Genomic DNA, 16,310 nt, shown 5'->3' with positions numbered 1-16,310 from the left:
ATAAAACATTTGTCGAAGTTTATGAGTGGAGGAAGGTACAGCGCAATAATAAGCAGGTCTTTCGCGAACCAGAAACGTTCACGATTAATTTATCAGTAAATAACGTTTGTCCATGTTTAATGGAAAAGCATGGGTATTTAATTTCACAAATCGTATTATCAGGATCAAATAATGAAATTTCTGAAGCCTAAATATCTGGCACTCTTCGTTGCAGCGGCTGCAAGCCCGGTGTTCGCAGCCGTGCCAGGTAAAGCAACTATCGCCAGTGGTAATGATAAATTTGCCATTGTCGAAGTTGATCAGTCTGCTACTGCTTACAACAACCTCGTCAAAGTCCATGATGGCGCCGATGTTAAAGTGCAGTGGGATGTCTGGAGCGGCGCGGCGCCGACTTCAGCGAAAGTGTTGCTCGACGGCAAAACCGTCTGGACCGGTGCAGGCAGCATGTCCGGCACGGCAACATTTAAAGTGACCAAAGGCGGTCGCTATCAGGAAACGGTTGAACTCTGCAACGCCAGCGGGTGCAGCACCAGCGCCAGCAAACTGATTATCGTCGCGGATACCGACGGTAGCCATCTGCTGCCGCTTAACACCACCATGCAGGAAAATAATAAAACCCTCTCTAAGCATACCGATAAAGTGGTCGGTGCCTATTTCCCTGAGTGGGGCGTTTATGACCGTAAATTCCCGGTGGATAAAATCCCGGCAGCTAACCTTAACCACATTCTGTATGGCTTCATTCCAATCTGCGGCGGCGATGGCATCAACGACAGCCTGAAAACCATCGAAGGGGGTAACAGCTTCGAAGCGCTGAAGCGCGCCTGTGCGGGCCGTCAGGACTTCCAGGTGGCGATTCACGACCCGTGGGCCGCACTGCAGCAATCCCGGACTGGCCTCGACAGCTGGGACGAGCCCTATAAAGGCAACTTCGGCCAGCTGATGGCAATGAAGAAAGCCAATCCAGGGCTGAAAGTGCTGCCGTCTATCGGTGGCTGGACCCTCTCCGATCCGTTCTTCAAAATGCATGACAAAGCGATCCGCGATCGCTTCGTGGCTTCCGTGAAAGATTTCCTGAAAACCTGGAAATTCTTCGACGGCGTGGACATCGACTGGGAATTCCCGGGCGGCGGCGGTCAGAACGAAACGCTGGGCAACCCACAGCAGGATAAAGAGACGTATACCGCACTGATGCGCGAACTGCGCGCCATGATGAATGAACTGTCAGCCGAAACCGGCCGTACCTTTGAACTGACCTCAGCAATCGGTTCAGGCAGCGACAAAATTGAAGACGTTGATTACACCACTGCCCAGCAGTACATGGATCACATCTTCCTGATGAGCTACGACTTCTACGGCGGCTGGAGCAATACCGATCTGGGTCACCAGGCGGCACTGCGTGCGCCGGCGAACAAACCGGATACCAATTACACCACCGAAAACGGCGTCAATGCGCTGCTGGCGCAGGGTGTACAGCCCGGCAAAATTGTCGTGGGGACGGCCATGTATGGCCGCGGCTGGACCGGCGTTCACGGTTACAGCAATAACAACCCGTTCACCGGCACGGCAACGGGCATGGTGAAAGGGACCTGGGAACCGGGCGTGGTTGACTATCGTCAGATCGTTAACGAGTACAAAGGCAAAGCGGGCTGGGAATACAACTATGATGCTACCGCTGAAGCGCCGTATCTGTTTAACAAAACCACCGGCGATCTGATCACCTATGAAGATGCGCGTTCCGCAACGGCGAAAGGTCAGTATGTGCTGGCGAAAAACCTGGGCGGTCTGTTTGCCTGGTCGATCGACTCCGATACCGGAGACATTCTGAACGCGATGAATGAAAGCCTGACAGGCGGCGCTGCGCCGGTTGATCCGGTGGTGACCAACCATGCGCCGGTGGCGACTTCCGCTGACCAGAGCGTAACCGGTCCGGCGACGGTGACCCTGGATGGCTCGGCTTCTACCGATCCGGATGGCGATGCCATCACCTACAAGTGGACGCAGATCTCTGGCCCGTCGGTGACCCTCACCAACAGCACCAAAGCGAAAGCGACCTTCAACGTTGCCGCTGTCACCAGTAACCAGACTCTGGCGTTCCGCCTGACGGTCACTGATGCGAAAGGGTTGAGCAGCACCGCTGACGTCCAGGTCGTGAACAAAGCGCCGAAAGCAAACCAGGCGCCGGTCGTGAACCAGATGGAAGCCGTGACGCTGGAAGCGGGCCAGAGCTACTCTCTGCACGCTCAGGCTAACGATCCTGATGGCGACGCGCTGACCTACTCCTGGAGCGTTCCTGCGAATATGCAGGCGACAGGCGCAGACACCGCGAACCTGAACATCACCGCACCGGACGTGGACGCGGAATCAACGTACACGCTGACCGTGGTGGTAAGCGATGGCAAGTCCAGCGTACAGACTAACGTGCAGGTGACGGTAACGCCTAAAGCGGCGGAAACGCCGTCTGACGAAGGCAATACCCCTTCCGATGAAGGCAACACGCCGTCTGACGAAGGTAACACCCCATCCGATGAAGGCAACACGCCGTCTGACGAAGGTAACACCCCATCCGATGAAGGCAATACGCCGTCTGACGAAGGTTCTGCCACCAGTAGCTGCGATAAGCCTGTTGACGCCAACGCCAGCAAATACGCTGCCTGGAGTGCAAGCAAGGTTTACAACGCGGGCAATACCGTCAGCTTCGACAACCTGGTCTGGAAAGCAAAATACTGGACTCAGGGCAACCAGCCGGGCTTCGGTGTGGATGCATGGGAGCTGGTCAGTCAGGTGAAATTCAACTGGCGCTCCGACGTGGTCTATAACGGCGGCGACACCACTACCTACAACGGTTACTCCTACACCGCGAAATGGTGGACGAAGGGTGATAAACCCGGTAGCAGCGATGTATGGGTGAAAAAAGGCCCTGCGGCTGACTGCCAGTAAGTCATAGCCATAACGATGCGGGTAAGTAACTTGCCCGCCATCACGGTCCACGTCCCGAGACGGGCGTGGGCCGTAAATCAGGAAACAGCGCGATAAGCGCGTAAGGAGACAATGAAAAAGAGCCGGACTGAAAATGAAAACGTTATTTTTATTGTTGCTGATAATAAGCCATAGCGTCTTTGCCAACTGCTGGGATAAAGCCGCCAGTTATTACCATGTGGATCCTTATCTGTTGTATGCCATTGCTAATATTGAATCGGGAATGAATCCCAATGCGATTGGACAGAATAATGATGGAACGCGTGATGTCGGCCTGATGCAGATTAATAGTTCACATTTTTCCGAGCTGGAGCGAAAAGGCATTAATGAGTACCGGTTAATTACCGAGCCCTGCACCTCGATTATGGTTGGCGCATCGATATTATCCGGAATGATTAAAGTTTATGGCTATAACTGGGAGGCGGTCGGCGCCTATAACGCGGGTCTGAAAAAAGAGAATTACCCGCAGCGCATGGTCTATGCCCGTAAGGTCTGGAATAAATATCAGAAATTAAAACGTAGCACCCGTAATCGTTATTATTATTGATTTTTGTTTTTTGAAGAGTACCAACTGGTGTTCTTCATAAAACGAAAACTGCTCCCGGGTTTATTTATTAAATGATTAATAAATAAACCGCGAAACAAATTAACTTTTATATACCCTTTATATAATTAAGAGGACCATTGACATGAACAAAAGAACATTACTCAGTGTTCTTATTGCGGGCGCATGTGTTGCACCGTTTATGGCTCAGGCAACCCAGCTGCAGGCCAGCAGCGAACCTTACACCGTTAAGGCCAGCGATCTGCAGAAGAAAGAGCAGGAGTTGACCAACTTCCCGCTGATGGCTTCAGTGAAGTCAACCATCCGCACGCTGGACAACAGCCTGGTGGAACAAATTGAGCCGGGTAAATCGACAAACCCGGAAAACGTCAAGCGCGTGGAAGGGATTATCAAGGCCAGCGACTGGGAATATCTCTTCCCACTGCGTGCGCCGGAATATACCTACAGCAACTTCCTGAAAGCGGTCGGTAAATTCCCGGCATTGTGCCAGACCTATACCGATGGTCGTAACAGCGATGCCATCTGCCGTAAGTCTCTGGCAACCATGTTCGCGCACTTCGCGCAGGAAACTGGCGGCCACGAGTCCTGGCGTCCGGAAGCCGAGTGGCGTCAGGCGCTGGTTTACGTGCGTGAGATGGGCTGGAGCGAAGGTCAGAAGGGCGGCTATAACGGCGAATGTAACCCGGATGTCTGGCAGGGTCAGACCTGGCCGTGCGGTAAAGACAAAGATGGCGATTTCGTTAGCTACTTTGGTCGCGGTGCGAAACAGCTCTCCTATAACTACAACTACGGCCCGTTCTCTGAAGCGATGTACGGCGACGTCCGCGTACTGCTGGACAAACCTGAGCTGGTGGCGGACACTTGGCTGAACCTTGCTTCCGCGATCTTCTTCTTCGCCTACCCGCAGCCGCCAAAACCAAGCATGCTGCAGGTTATCGACGGCACCTGGCAGCCGAACGATCACGATAAGGCGAATGGTCTGGTTCCGGGCTTCGGCGTGACCACGCAGATCATCAACGGCGGCGTGGAGTGCGGTGGCCCGACTGAGATCGCCCAGTCTCAAAACCGTATCAAATACTACAAAGAGTTCGCCAACTACCTGAAGGTGCCTGTTCCGTCTAACGAAGTGCTGGGCTGCGCCAACATGAAGCAGTTCGACGAAGGCGGTGCCGGCGCGCTGAAGATCTACTGGGAACAGGACTGGGGATGGAGCGCGGATACCCCGTCAGGCCAGACTTACTCTTGCCAGCTGGTGGGTTACCAGACGCCATTCAGCGCCTTTAAAGAGGGTGACTACACCAAATGCGTGAAGCATTACTTCAACGTCAACGTGGTGGGTGAAGACGGCACTTCCGACGGCGGTAGCGTCACGCCAGCTCCGACCCCGACCCCGACCCCTGTCGACCCAACGGACGAAGGCAACACCACGCCGGTGCCGGACGATAACACCCCGGCTCCGGAAGATAATACGCCAGCGCCGGTAAACCATGCGCCGATAGCAAAAATCGCCGGTCCGGTGGGGGCGGTTGAAGCGGGTAAATCTGTTTCTCTGAATGCGTCTGGCTCGACCGACGAAGACGGTAACCACCTGACTTATACCTGGACGGCTCCGAACGGCCAGACCGTAAGCGGCGATGATAAAGCGATTATTACGTTCAATGCACCGGAAGTGGCGGCGGCGACGCAGTACCCGATCAACCTTACCGTCAGTGACGGCGAGCTGAGCAGCACTACCACCTATACGCTGAACGTACAGGCTAAGCAGACCAACGGCGGCCAGACCGGGACTTACCCGACCTGGACTTCCAAAACCAAATGGAAAGCAGGCGATATCGTTAACAACCGCGGCCAGCTGTTCCAGTGCAAACCTTATCCGTACAGCGGCTGGTGCAATAACGCGCCATCCTACTACGAGCCAGGTAAAGGGATTGCATGGCAGGACGCGTGGACTGCGCTGTAATCAGCAAAACAGCAAAATGACAAACGGCAACCTTCGGGTTGCCGTTTTTTTCTCATCGTAAAAATGCAGGACCCGATCTACCGATGCAACTTCCCGTGATCCCGCAGCCACGCCGCCGTGCGCGTAATCCCTTCATCCAGCGTCACGATCGGTTTGTACCCAAGCTCGTTCTCCGCCCGCGAAATATCCAGCGTGAAATCAAAGTTCAGCTTCGATACGCCGTAATGCGTCAGCGCAGGCTCTTTGGCCGATTTACTGCCAAAACGCTCCATGCTGCGGGCAATCATATCCAGCATTGGGTAAGGGACTGAACGGATGCGGCAGTCGATCTGCAGCTCGTCAATTAAACGCTGCACAATGCTGCGCAGCGTGCAGGGTTCGCCGTTCGTGATGTTGTAGGCGCGACCGGAGATCAGCTTATCGCAGTCCGGCTGGCTTGCCAGCCACATGGCGTGAACGGCGTTTTCGTAATAGGTCATATCCACCAGCGCATCGCCGCCGCGCGGCAGCAGCACGCTGCCGTAGTGGTGCATCATCTGCGCCAGGCGCGGAATAAACACTTTGTCGTGCGGCCCGAACAGGCTCTGCGGACGTAAGACCGTAAAACGGGTGTGCGGGTTCGACTGTGCCAGCAGGTCAATCACCTCTTCGCTGGCCGCCTTGCTGCGGGCAAACTCGCAGGCAAAGCGAGCCGGACGGAAATCTTCCTGCACGTCACGATGGTGGTGATAGTCGAAATAGAGTGAAGGTGACGAGATATGAATAAAGTTACGCACGCCCCAGGCAACGGCCCATTCGCCCAGACGGCGGGTTGCCCGCACGTTGGCTAGATCGAAGGCTTCCTGGGTACCCCACGGGGAGGTGAAGCTGGAGCAGTGCCACAGCGTGTCGATACCGGCGAGCATCACTTTCGCCTGAGAGGAGACCAGCTCCGTCAGGTCAGCATGGACGAACTCCGCGCCCATTTTTTGCAGCAGTTTTCCCATCGCTTCGTTGCGACCGGTAGCCCTGACGCTAATGCCCTTGTTGCGCAGAAATTCGACCGCATTTCGGCCTAAGCCGCTGGTCGCCCCGGTAACCAGTACCTTCATATCAATCCACTGTGTTGAAAAGAATTTCGTGCGCATTCTTTCGTGAATTACGGCGCTATGCAATGGGAAAGGTGAAAGAAAGAGAGTTTAATTTAGATCTTTTCCGTCTTTTGTTCTGCCCGTTGCGCAATCCGCTTTGCCATTCCGCGGAAGATAAACAGGTGGGCGGGGATCATCAACAGCCAGTAGAACAGACCCGGCATTCCGTGCGGATGCCACCAGGCGCGGACGTCCAGTTCACGACAATCGCCTTTGTCTTTCAGGGTAAAGCAGAGTCGGCCCAGCCCCGGGGCTTTCATACCGAACAGCAGCGCCAGCTGTTTTTCCGGCTCGACGATGATGACCTTCCAGCTGTCGACCGCGTCGCCCACCTCAAGATACGGGCGTGCCGGGCGGCCTTTTGCCAGCCTGTGCCCCACCAGCAGATCCATTGCTCCGCGCGTTTGCCACAGGATATTACCGAAGAAATAACCGTCTTTGCCGCCAATCTGGTTCACGACTTCCCACAGATCTGCAAGGCTGGCGGAAGTTTTCACCGTGCAGCCCGCCTGTTTCGGGTAATAGCCGTACTCCGGCCGCCAGCGGGCAAACGCCTGGGCGTCGTAGCCCCAGTCGCTGGAGTTCACCAGCTGCTCTTCCTCTTTCAGCGTATTGCGCACGGCATCATCAAAGCGGATCAGATCCTGGGGAATGAGTGCCCGCAGTTCGCGATCGTCCGCCAGTAAATCATGTTTGAGCCCCTGGATCAGCGCTTTGGCGGTCGTCGGCGGCACGGAGGTGATCACATTCAAAAACCACACCGAAATCCAGCGGGTTGGAAAGGGGATGGGGATCAGCCAGCGGCGGCGGCCGCTGACGCGCATGAAATGTTCGAACTGCTCCTGATAGCTCAGCACTTCAGGGCCTGCCGCCTCCAGCACGCGGTGTTGCTCCGCCGGGCGATCCAGCAGGGCCACCAGATAATGCAGTAAATTCTCCAGCGCAATCGGCGTGGTGCGCGAGCGTACCCAGCGCGGCGGCGTGAGTACGGGCAGGTTGTAAACCATATCGCGCATCACTTCGAAGGCGGCGGAGCCTGCGCCGACGATGATCCCGGCGCGCAGTTCGGTGACGGGGATATTCGCCCCGCGCAGGGTGTCAGCCGTCAGCTGGCGGGCGCGCAGGTGATCGGACTGCTCGTGTTCGGGCGCCTGGAGCGAGCTTAAAAAAATGACCTGCTTCACCGGGGTTTGCAGCAGGGCGTCGCGAACGTTCATCGCCACCTGCCGCTCGTGGGCGATAAAATCCCCGCCTTCGCCCATGCTGTGCACCAGGTAGTAAAGCGTGTCGACCCCTTCCAGCAGGGCGGGAAGTTCCTTCGGCCAGTTGAGGTCAACGCTGTGGCAGGTGACGCCAGGCAAACTGAGCTTTTGCAGGCGTTCGGTGTTGCGTGCCGCTGCCAGCACCTGGTGTCCCTGCTGGCTTAACGCCGCGGTGAGATGCTGACCGATGTACCCGCTGGCGCCGAGCACCAGAATTCGTTGCGGCACGTGATGCTCCTTATCGCTGTAAAAACGCCTGCCAGTGTTTCACCACGTCCGCCAGCTGTTCGCGGCTCACGTCGAGATGCATGACCAGGCGCACGACGGGTGAGGCGTTGATCAGCACGCCACGTGATTTCATAAATTCACCCAGCGCAGCGGCGCGGTCATCGCCCACGCGTACGAACAGCATGTTGGTGTCGTGGCGCATCACGTCGGCGCCAATCACGCGCAGCTGCGCCGCCATCCACGCGGCGTTGTCGTGATCGTCCTTCAGGCGCGCCACGTTATTTTTCAGGGCATATAGCCCGGCAGCCGCCAGAATACCCGCCTGACGCATGCCGCCGCCGGTCATTTTACGCCAGCGGTTGGCGCGCTTGATGTAGTCCGCGTCGCCCACAAGCAGAGAGCCCACCGGCGTGCCCAGGCCTTTAGAGAGGCAGATGGTGAACGAGTCGCAGTATTGCGCAATCTCCTTCAGCTCGCAGCCATACTCCACGACGGCGTTAAAGATGCGCGCGCCGTCCACGTGCAGGCCGAGCCTGCGCTCGCGGGTGAATTCCCACGCTGCTTTCAGGTATTCGCGCGGCAGGACTTTGCCGTTGTGGGTGTTTTCGAGGCTGAGCAGCCTGGTGCGGGCGAAGTGAATATCGTCAGCTTTGATTTTCGCCGCGACTTTATCGAGCGGCAGGGAGCCGTCCGGCGCGGCGTCAATCGGCTGCGGCTGAATGCTGCCGAGCACCGCCGCGCCGCCGGCTTCGTAGAGATAGTTATGCGCGCCCTGGCCGACGATATACTCTTCCCCGCGCTCGCAGTGGCTGAGCAGCGCCACCAGGTTAGCCTGCGTGCCGGTCGGCAGGAACAGCGCGGCCTCCTTGCCGCTCAGCTCTGCCGCGTAACGCTGCAGTTCGTTAACCGTTGGGTCATCGCCGTAGACGTCATCCCCGACCGGGGCGGCCATCATCTCTTCGAGCATGGCGCGGCTCGGGCGGGTTACGGTATCACTGCGTAAATCAATCATTTCACATCCCTTTATTTTAAGAGGTCATGCGAAATGTTTTACCTGAGCCAGTTGGTTTTTGCCAGTTCGATCACCTCGTCGCCGCGCCCGCTGATGATGGCGCGCAGCATATACAGGCTAAAGCCTTTGGCCTGTTCCAGCTTGATCTGCGGCGGGATCGCCAGCTCTTCTTTGGCGACGACGACATCCACCAGCACCGGACCGTCGATGGAAAATGCGCGCTGCAGGGCTTCGTCCACCTCTGAGGCTTTCTCCACGCGAATACCGGTGATGCCGCAGGCCTCGGCGATGCGTGCGAAGTTGGTGTCGTGCAGCTCGGTGCCGTCCGTGAGATAGCCTCCGGCCTTCATCTCCATCGCCACGAAGCCCAGCACGCTGTTGTTAAAGACCACGATTTTCAACGGGAGCTTCATCTGCACCACCGACAGGAAATCCCCCATCAGCATGCTGAACCCGCCGTCGCCGCACATCGCCACCACCTGACGCTCCGGGGCCGTCGCTTTTGCGCCCAGCGCCTGCGGCATGGCGTTGGCCATCGAGCCGTGGTTGAACGAGCCGAGCAGGCGACGCTTGCCGTTCATCTTCAGATAGCGTGCCGCCCAGACGGTTGGCGTGCCCACGTCGCAGGTAAAGATGGCGTCGTCGTCCGCGAAATGACTAATCTGCTGCGCCAGATACTGCGGGTGAATGGCTTTGTCGCTCGGTTTGGCGAGGTCGTCCAGCCCCTTGCGGGCGTCGCGATAGTCGCTCAGGGCCTTATCAAGGAACTTGCGGTCCGTTTTTTCTTCAAGCAGCGGCAGCAGGGCGGCAAGCGTGGATTTGATGTCGCCCACCAGCGCCATATCAACCTTGCTGTGCGCGCCGATGCTGGCCGGGTTGATATCAATCTGAATGATTTTCGCATCCGTCGGGTAGAACGCGCGATACGGGAATTGGGTGCCGAGCAGGATCAGCGTGTCGGCGTTCATCATGGTGTGGAAGCCGCTGGAGAAACCGATCAGACCGGTCATCCCCACATCAAAGGGGTTGTCGTACTCGACGTGCTCTTTGCCGCGCAGGGCGTGGACAATAGGGGCCTTAAGCTTACCGGCGAATTCAAGCAGCTCCTTGTGCGCGCCCGCGCAGCCGCTGCCGCACATCAGGGCGATATTGCTGGAGTAACGCAGCAGCTGAGCCAGCTTTTTCAGCTCCTCTTCCGCAGGCCTCACCACCGGCTGTGGGGCGTGATACCAGTGGATGCTGGCCCCTTCTGGCGCAGCCTTGAGGGCCACATCGCCCGGGATAACGACTACAGAAACGCCGCGGTTCAGCACGGCCTTGCGCATGGCGATCGCCAGCACCTGCGGGATCTGCTCCGGGGATGAAACCAGCTCGCAATAGTGGCTGCATTCACGGAACAGCTCCTGCGGATGCGTCTCCTGAAAATAGCCGCTGCCGATTTCGGAAGAGGGGATATGGGCGGCAATCGCCAGCACCGGCACGTGGTTACGGTGACAGTCAAAGAGGCCGTTGATCAGATGCAGGTTACCCGGCCCGCACGATCCGGCGCAGACGGCCAGTTCCCCCGTGATCTGCGCTTCAGCGCCTGCGGCGAAGGCGGCAACCTCTTCATGGCGGGTGGGCATCCATTCGATGGTCTTCATCTTGTTGAGGCTGTCGCTAAGTCCGTTCAGGGAATCGCCGGTTACGCCCCAGATACGTTTCACGCCAGCCTGTTCGAGCGTTTTCGCTATATATGCAGCCACGGTTTGTTTCATGGTTGTCCGTCTCCTTTTTGTGATATCGCTTACAAGCTTAGAAGAAAGTCTCCGTATTGCCCGTCGCATCCTCCCAATTAAAAGGTGCTTTTCATGCGCAATTATTCGGCATAATCTGGTGTTACCTCAGTAAAAACAGGAATTATTTCAAATGGTTAAATCATTGTTAATCGCTGTTAATGAAAAGCTATCGTGCGACGATCTTGGCAAACTCTTGTTACGACTTGCCGTCGGCGGGCTGATGCTTTTTCATGGTTTGCACAAGCTTTTTGGCGGCGTGGGCTTTATCAGCGGCATGCTGGTGGAAAAAGGGCTGCCGGGATTTATCGCCTACGGCGTGTTGGTTGGCGAAGTGGTGGCACCGATCCTGATTATTGTCGGGCTCTTTACGCGTCCGGCCGCGCTGGTGCTGGCCTTTACGATGATTGTGGCGTGGCTGATGGTGGGAATGGGGGAAACGCTCGCCCTCGATAAGGTAGGCGCATGGGCGATTGAAAGCCTGGTGTATTTCTTTATCGGCTCGCTGGCGGTCGCGTTTTTAGGGGCGGGGCGGTTTGCGCTGGGTAAAGCGCCCGCGTGGCGGTAGGGTTATTGTAGGTCGGGTAAACGCAGTGCCACCCGACAAAAAGCCCGGTGGCGCTGACGCTTACCGGGCCTACGATCGAACGTTTACCGTTTATGCGAGGACGAGATCGCCCTGTGGATGGCATGAGCATGCCAGCACGTAACCCTCGGCAATTTCCGCGTCCGACAGCGTCATGGTGCTGGTGACGGTGTACTCCCCGGAAACCACCTTCGTCTTACAGCAGCCGCACACGCCCGCACGACAGGCAGCCACTACCGGCACCTTGTTGCTTTCCAGCGCCTCCAGCAGCGTGGTCCCCACGCGGCCAAAGAAGGTCTGCGCAGGCTGCAGTTTGGTGAAGGTAATGCCGCTGGTTGCCGCTTCCGCCACCGGCGTGAAGAACTGCTCTTTGAAGAAGCGGGTCACGCCAAGCGCTTTCACCTCTTTCTCCACGATATCCATGTACGGCGCCGGGCCGCAGGTCATCACGGTGCGGTTCGCGATATCCGGTACGCTTTGCAGCAGCTCGCGGCTCAGGCGACCGGGCACAAAGCCGTGGGTCGCGTTGTGCTCCGCCACCAGCGTCACCGGATAATCACGCCATTCCCCGGCAAAAATCACATCTTCCGGGGAACGGACGCTGAAGATCGACTGCACATCGGCCTGCGGGCGATTTTTTGCCAGCCAGCGGCGCATCGACATAATCGGCGTTACGCCACAGCCCGCCGCCAGCAGCAGGAATTTATCGTCTGCTTTGTCGTCACAGGTGAATTCCCCCTGCGCGTCAGACAGCCAGATGTAATCCCCGCGCTTGACGTCCCGCGTCAGCCACTGCGAGCCCGCGCCGTCGTCAATGCGTCGGACGGTGAGCGTAATGTACTCGCTCACGCCCGGCGTGGAGGAGATCGTGTAGGCGCGCAGCGTGTCCGCCGAATTGCGAACGCTGACCAGCGCGTACTGGCCTGCACGGTACGGATAGTAGTCATGGCACAGCAGCGACAGCGTCCACACATCCGGCGTCTCCTGATGGATGTGATGAACCTGCATCCGCCACGGACATTGTGAGGTTGGCATGGTCATGAATAACTCCTTACGCGCTCAGCAGCTGTTTCATATCATCTTCAACGTTGGTCACGGAACGCAGGCCGAATTTCTCGTTCAGCACCGCCAGCAGGTCTGGCGTCAGGAAGCCAGGCGCGGTCGGGCCGGTCACGATGTTGGTGACGCCGAGAGAGAGCAGGGTCAGGAGGATGACAATCGCTTTCTGCTCGAACCATGACAGCACCAGCGACAGCGGCAGGTCGTTCACGCCGCAGCCCAGTTTCTCCGCCAGGGTGACCGCCAGAATGATGGCCGAGTAAGCATCGTTACACTGGCCCGCATCGATCAGGCGCGGCAGACCTTCGATGTCGCCAAAGTCCAGCTTGTTGAAACGGTATTTGCCGCATGCCAGGGTCAGGATCAGGCAGTCTTCCGGCACGCTGGTGGCGAAATCGGTGAAGTAGTTACGCTCGCCGCGCGCGCCGTCGCAGCCGCCGACGAGGAAGATGTGGCGCAGCTTTTCACGGCTGACGAGATCGATCAGCGAATCAGCGGCACCCAGCAGGGTTTCACGACCGAAGCCGACGGTAATAAGGTGCGGGATCTCGCTGTACGGGAAGCCTGCCATCTGCTGCGCCTGGGCGATAACCGGACCGAAATCGTCACCTTCAAGATGGCTCACGCCCGGCCAGCCAACGATGCTGCGGGTCCAGATGCGGTCATCGTACGCGCCGACGGTCGGGTCGATGATGCAGTTAGAGGTCATCACGATAGGGCCAGGGAAGCGGGCGAACTCCACCTGCTGGTTCTGCCAGCCGCTGCCGTAGTTACCGATGAGATGCTTAAATTTACGCAGCTCCGGGTAGCCGTGCGCCGGCAGCATTTCGCCGTGGGTATAAACGTTAACGCCGGTGCCTTCGGTTTGCTTCAGCAGGTTGTAGAGATCTTTCAGGTCGTGACCGGAAATCAGAATGCACTTGCCTTCGGTTGCCTTGACGTTGACCTGCGTCGGCGTCGGGTGGCCGTAGGTGCTGGTTTCACCGGCATCCAGAATGCTCATCACGCGGAAGTTCATCTGGCCGATTTCCATTGAGCACTCAAGCAGGGCGTTCATATCGGCAGGCCAGGTGCCCAGCCACGCCATGATTTTGTGGTACTGGGCATAAATCTCATTGTCGTACTGACCCAGAACGTGCGCGTGCTCCATATAGGCCGCAGCGCCTTTCAGGCCGTACAGGCACAGCAGGCGCAGGCCGAGAATGTTCTCGCCAATCGCCGCTTTGTCTTTATTCGGGGTGAATTCTGCCGCCTGACGCTGGAGGTCGCCCAAATCGTCGCTGACCAGCTGAAGTTCTGACATCGGGTTTTCCACGCGAGCGGAGGCATCCGCCTTCAGGCACTGGGCTTTCAGCGCCTCACGCAGGGCAATCGCTTCGCTGGCGTAGCCGACAATGCGCGGAGAGTCGAAGTTAACGTTGGTCAGCGTGGAGAAAAACGCGCGCGGGGCGAAGCTGTCGACGTAGTGGTCGACAATACCGTATTCGCGGGCTTTGAACGCCCATGCGGAAAGGCCTTGCAGAGCCGCAATCAGCAGGTCCTGCAGGTCAGATGTTTCTGCGGTTTTGCCGCACATACCCTGTGCGTAAGAGCAGCCATTGCCTGCCGGGGTACGGATGGTTTGTTCACATTGCACACAAAACATAATCACACCTGTTAAAGTTATATTTGATATACATGTTTAAGGTTATGCCTGTGCCAGAACGGAGAAAAGGGCTTTCTGCTACAAAATAGAGGGAGATTGATTTAGCGCAATTTTGGCGGCAGGAAACCTACCGCCAAAGAAGTATCAGGCAGAGAAGAAGGCCATCAGGACCGGAACCAGCAGGCTTAAAATAAAGCCGTGCACGATAGCCGCGGGAACCATCTCCAGACCTCCGGAGCGTTGTAGTACCGGCAGGGTAAAGTCCATCGACGTCGCGCCGCACAGACCCAGCGCGGTAGAACGACTGCGGCGAACCAGGCTCGGGATCAGCATGATGGCAATCAGCTCGCGCGCCAGATCGTTAAAGAAGGCGGCGCTGCCGATCACCGGTCCGAATGATTCGGTCAGCAGAATACCGGAGAGCGAATACCAGCCAAAACCGGATGCCATCGCCAGGCCGGTTTTCAGCGGCAGATCGAGAATAAAGGCGTTGATGACGCCCGCCACCATTGAACTGGCAACAACCATAACCGCAACCATCATTCCCCGACGGTTGAGGACAATTTGTTTCAGCGTCATGCCATTATTTCGCAGCTGAATACCGATCAGGAACAGCAGGAAGATCAGCGTATATTCACTTGCCTCAGTCGCGTGCTGTAAAAATGCCCAACCGGTCAGCCCAAGAAGAAAACCGAGCACCACGACGCCGCATAATTTTAATGATTCAAGCGCCATTGCAATTCGTGAAGGGAGTTTTTCCTGATGATGGTGATTTTTCCATGGAATAGTGCGTTCCAGCCACAGCAGCGCGGCAATATTGCACAGCAAAATAACCACCACGGTGACGACAGAATAATGGAGGATGGAGAGTAAATTCGCCGATAAGTTGTCCAGAAATGCCAGGCTAATCCCCATAAAGAAAAGAATAACGTAGACAATCCAGCTCAGGAATCGATTAATGAGCCTTAATGCGGATTCACGATGCAGCGGAATAAGATAGCCCACGATCAAGGGCAGCAAAATGATGAGGAGTCCTGAAAACATGAACAGCCGGTCCTTTTTGAATATCGGTTAAGCGCCAGTGACACTACCCAATAAAGGCTGTTCAGTAAAGCGGCAAAAGAAAGCCGGGCGGCGGCTACGCTTTACCCGGCTTGTGTCTACGTGGGGTGTGCGGCCTGAAGCCCTCACCCCGGAGCTCTCCCACGGGGAGAGGGAGGAAAGATTAATCGCGTTTTTCCAGCAGGGTGCGATACAGCACGCCACCCAGAATACCGCCGATAACTGGCATCACCCAGAACAGCCACAGCTGCTCAAGCGCCCAGCCGCCCTGGAAGATGGCGACGGCGGTACTGCGTGCCGGGTTAACGGAGGTGTTGGTGACCGGAATAGAAATCAGGTGGATAAGCGTCAGCGCCAGACCAATGGCAATCGGGGCAAAACCGGCTGGGGCGTGTTTGTCCGTTGCGCCGTGGATCACCAGCAGGAAGCCGGCGGTAAGCACGATTTCGATCACGATGGCAGACAGCATGGAGTAGCCGCCCGGAGAGTGTTCGCCAAAGCCGTTAGAGGCAAAGCCGCTGGCCGCCGCGTCGAAGCCGGCTTTACCGCTGGCAATCACGTACAGAACGCCCGCCGCGATAATACCGCCAACCACCTGCGCCACAATATAGCCAATCACGTCTTTCGCCGGGAAACGGCCGCCCGCCCATAAACCTAACGTTACTGCCGGGTTAAAATGACCGCCGGAAATATGTCCCACGGCAAACGCCATGGTTAATACGGTTAAACCAAACGCCAGCGCAACGCCGACAAAACCGATACCTAATTCCGGGAATGCTGCTGCCAGAACGGCGCTACCGCAGCCACCAAATACCAGCCAGAATGTACCAAAGCATTCTGCTGCCAATTTTCTAAACATAACCACCTCAAATAATTATCCGCACGCTTTCCCGCGTGCGGGATATATCGCCATAAAGGGATGACGACTCAAAGAGCCCGTATTTTAAAAACCAACAACACCCCTTCGCCACTTAAATAAATTCGATTAATTTGATTTAAGGCAATGTGATGTCAATCCTTGTTCAAACTGGAGGTAAATAGAGCATAGTC

General features: G+C 56.8%; 12 protein-coding genes. 4 read left to right on the top strand and 8 right to left on the bottom strand.

Features of this window, described 5'->3' with window-relative positions:
- The first annotated feature begins 171 nt into the window (after positions 1-171).
- The 3 genes from FOY96_RS14520 to FOY96_RS14510 all read left to right on the top strand — a co-directional run bounded on the left by FOY96_RS14520 (position 172) and on the right by FOY96_RS14510 (position 5,501).
- Positions 172-2,937, top strand: a complete 2,766-nt coding sequence (locus FOY96_RS14520) for a glycosyl hydrolase family 18 protein (RefSeq protein WP_143347307.1) — start codon at positions 172-174, stop codon at positions 2,935-2,937.
- Between the two features lie 133 nt (positions 2,938-3,070).
- Complete coding sequence (iagB, locus tag FOY96_RS14515; protein ID WP_143347306.1) at positions 3,071-3,523, top strand: type III secretion system invasion protein IagB; 453 nt, start codon at positions 3,071-3,073, stop codon at positions 3,521-3,523.
- Between the two features lie 142 nt (positions 3,524-3,665).
- Complete coding sequence (locus tag FOY96_RS14510) at positions 3,666-5,501, top strand: chitinase (RefSeq protein WP_033145065.1); 1,836 nt, start codon at positions 3,666-3,668, stop codon at positions 5,499-5,501.
- 77 nt (positions 5,502-5,578) lie between these two features.
- Here FOY96_RS14510 and FOY96_RS14505 read toward each other — a convergent pair whose 3' ends face one another.
- The 4 genes from FOY96_RS14505 to poxB all read right to left on the bottom strand — a co-directional run bounded on the left by FOY96_RS14505 (position 5,579) and on the right by poxB (position 10,890).
- Positions 5,579-6,592 carry a 3-beta-hydroxysteroid dehydrogenase gene (locus FOY96_RS14505; protein ID WP_045354430.1) on the bottom strand — a complete coding sequence of 338 codons (1,014 nt, stop codon included), beginning with the start codon at positions 6,590-6,592 and terminating at the stop codon, positions 5,579-5,581.
- Between the two features lie 92 nt (positions 6,593-6,684).
- Entirely contained in the window at positions 6,685-8,121 is a 1,437-nt protein-coding gene (locus FOY96_RS14500; RefSeq protein ID WP_033145066.1) for an SDR family oxidoreductase, read from the bottom strand.
- A 10-nt stretch (positions 8,122-8,131) separates the two neighbouring features.
- Entirely contained in the window at positions 8,132-9,133 is a 1,002-nt protein-coding gene (gene ltaE, locus FOY96_RS14495; RefSeq protein ID WP_143347305.1) for a low-specificity L-threonine aldolase, read from the bottom strand.
- Positions 9,134-9,171: 38 nt separating this feature from the next.
- Entirely contained in the window at positions 9,172-10,890 is a 1,719-nt protein-coding gene (gene poxB / locus FOY96_RS14490) for a ubiquinone-dependent pyruvate dehydrogenase (RefSeq protein WP_143347304.1), read from the bottom strand.
- A gap of 151 nt (positions 10,891-11,041) precedes the next feature.
- Here poxB and FOY96_RS14485 point away from each other — a divergent pair, with 151 nt between their 5' ends.
- Positions 11,042-11,476: a DoxX family protein gene (locus FOY96_RS14485; protein ID WP_033145069.1), complete on the top strand. Its 435-nt coding sequence runs from the start codon at positions 11,042-11,044 to the stop codon at positions 11,474-11,476.
- A gap of 90 nt (positions 11,477-11,566) precedes the next feature.
- Here FOY96_RS14485 and hcr read toward each other — a convergent pair whose 3' ends face one another.
- The 4 genes from hcr to aqpZ form a co-directional block, all read right to left on the bottom strand.
- Positions 11,567-12,535 (bottom strand): NADH oxidoreductase, encoded by a 969-nt coding sequence (gene hcr, locus FOY96_RS14480; protein WP_143347303.1) that lies wholly within the window; start codon positions 12,533-12,535, stop codon positions 11,567-11,569.
- Between the two features lie 10 nt (positions 12,536-12,545).
- Positions 12,546-14,198, bottom strand: a complete 1,653-nt coding sequence (hcp, locus tag FOY96_RS14475; protein WP_143347302.1) for a hydroxylamine reductase — start codon at positions 14,196-14,198, stop codon at positions 12,546-12,548.
- 144 nt (positions 14,199-14,342) lie between these two features.
- Positions 14,343-15,242 (bottom strand): LysO family transporter, encoded by a 900-nt coding sequence (locus FOY96_RS14470; protein ID WP_033145072.1) that lies wholly within the window; start codon positions 15,240-15,242, stop codon positions 14,343-14,345.
- A 181-nt stretch (positions 15,243-15,423) separates the two neighbouring features.
- Positions 15,424-16,119, bottom strand: coding sequence for an aquaporin Z (gene aqpZ / locus FOY96_RS14465; protein ID WP_033145073.1), 696 nt, complete (start codon positions 16,117-16,119; stop codon positions 15,424-15,426).
- Between the last annotated feature and the right edge of the window lie 191 nt (positions 16,120-16,310).

The sequence above is a fragment of the Enterobacter asburiae genome (genome assembly GCF_007035645.1).
Classification (GTDB): Bacteria; Pseudomonadota; Gammaproteobacteria; order Enterobacterales; family Enterobacteriaceae; genus Enterobacter; species Enterobacter asburiae_B.
This window is presented reverse-complemented; position numbering and strand designations above follow the sequence as displayed.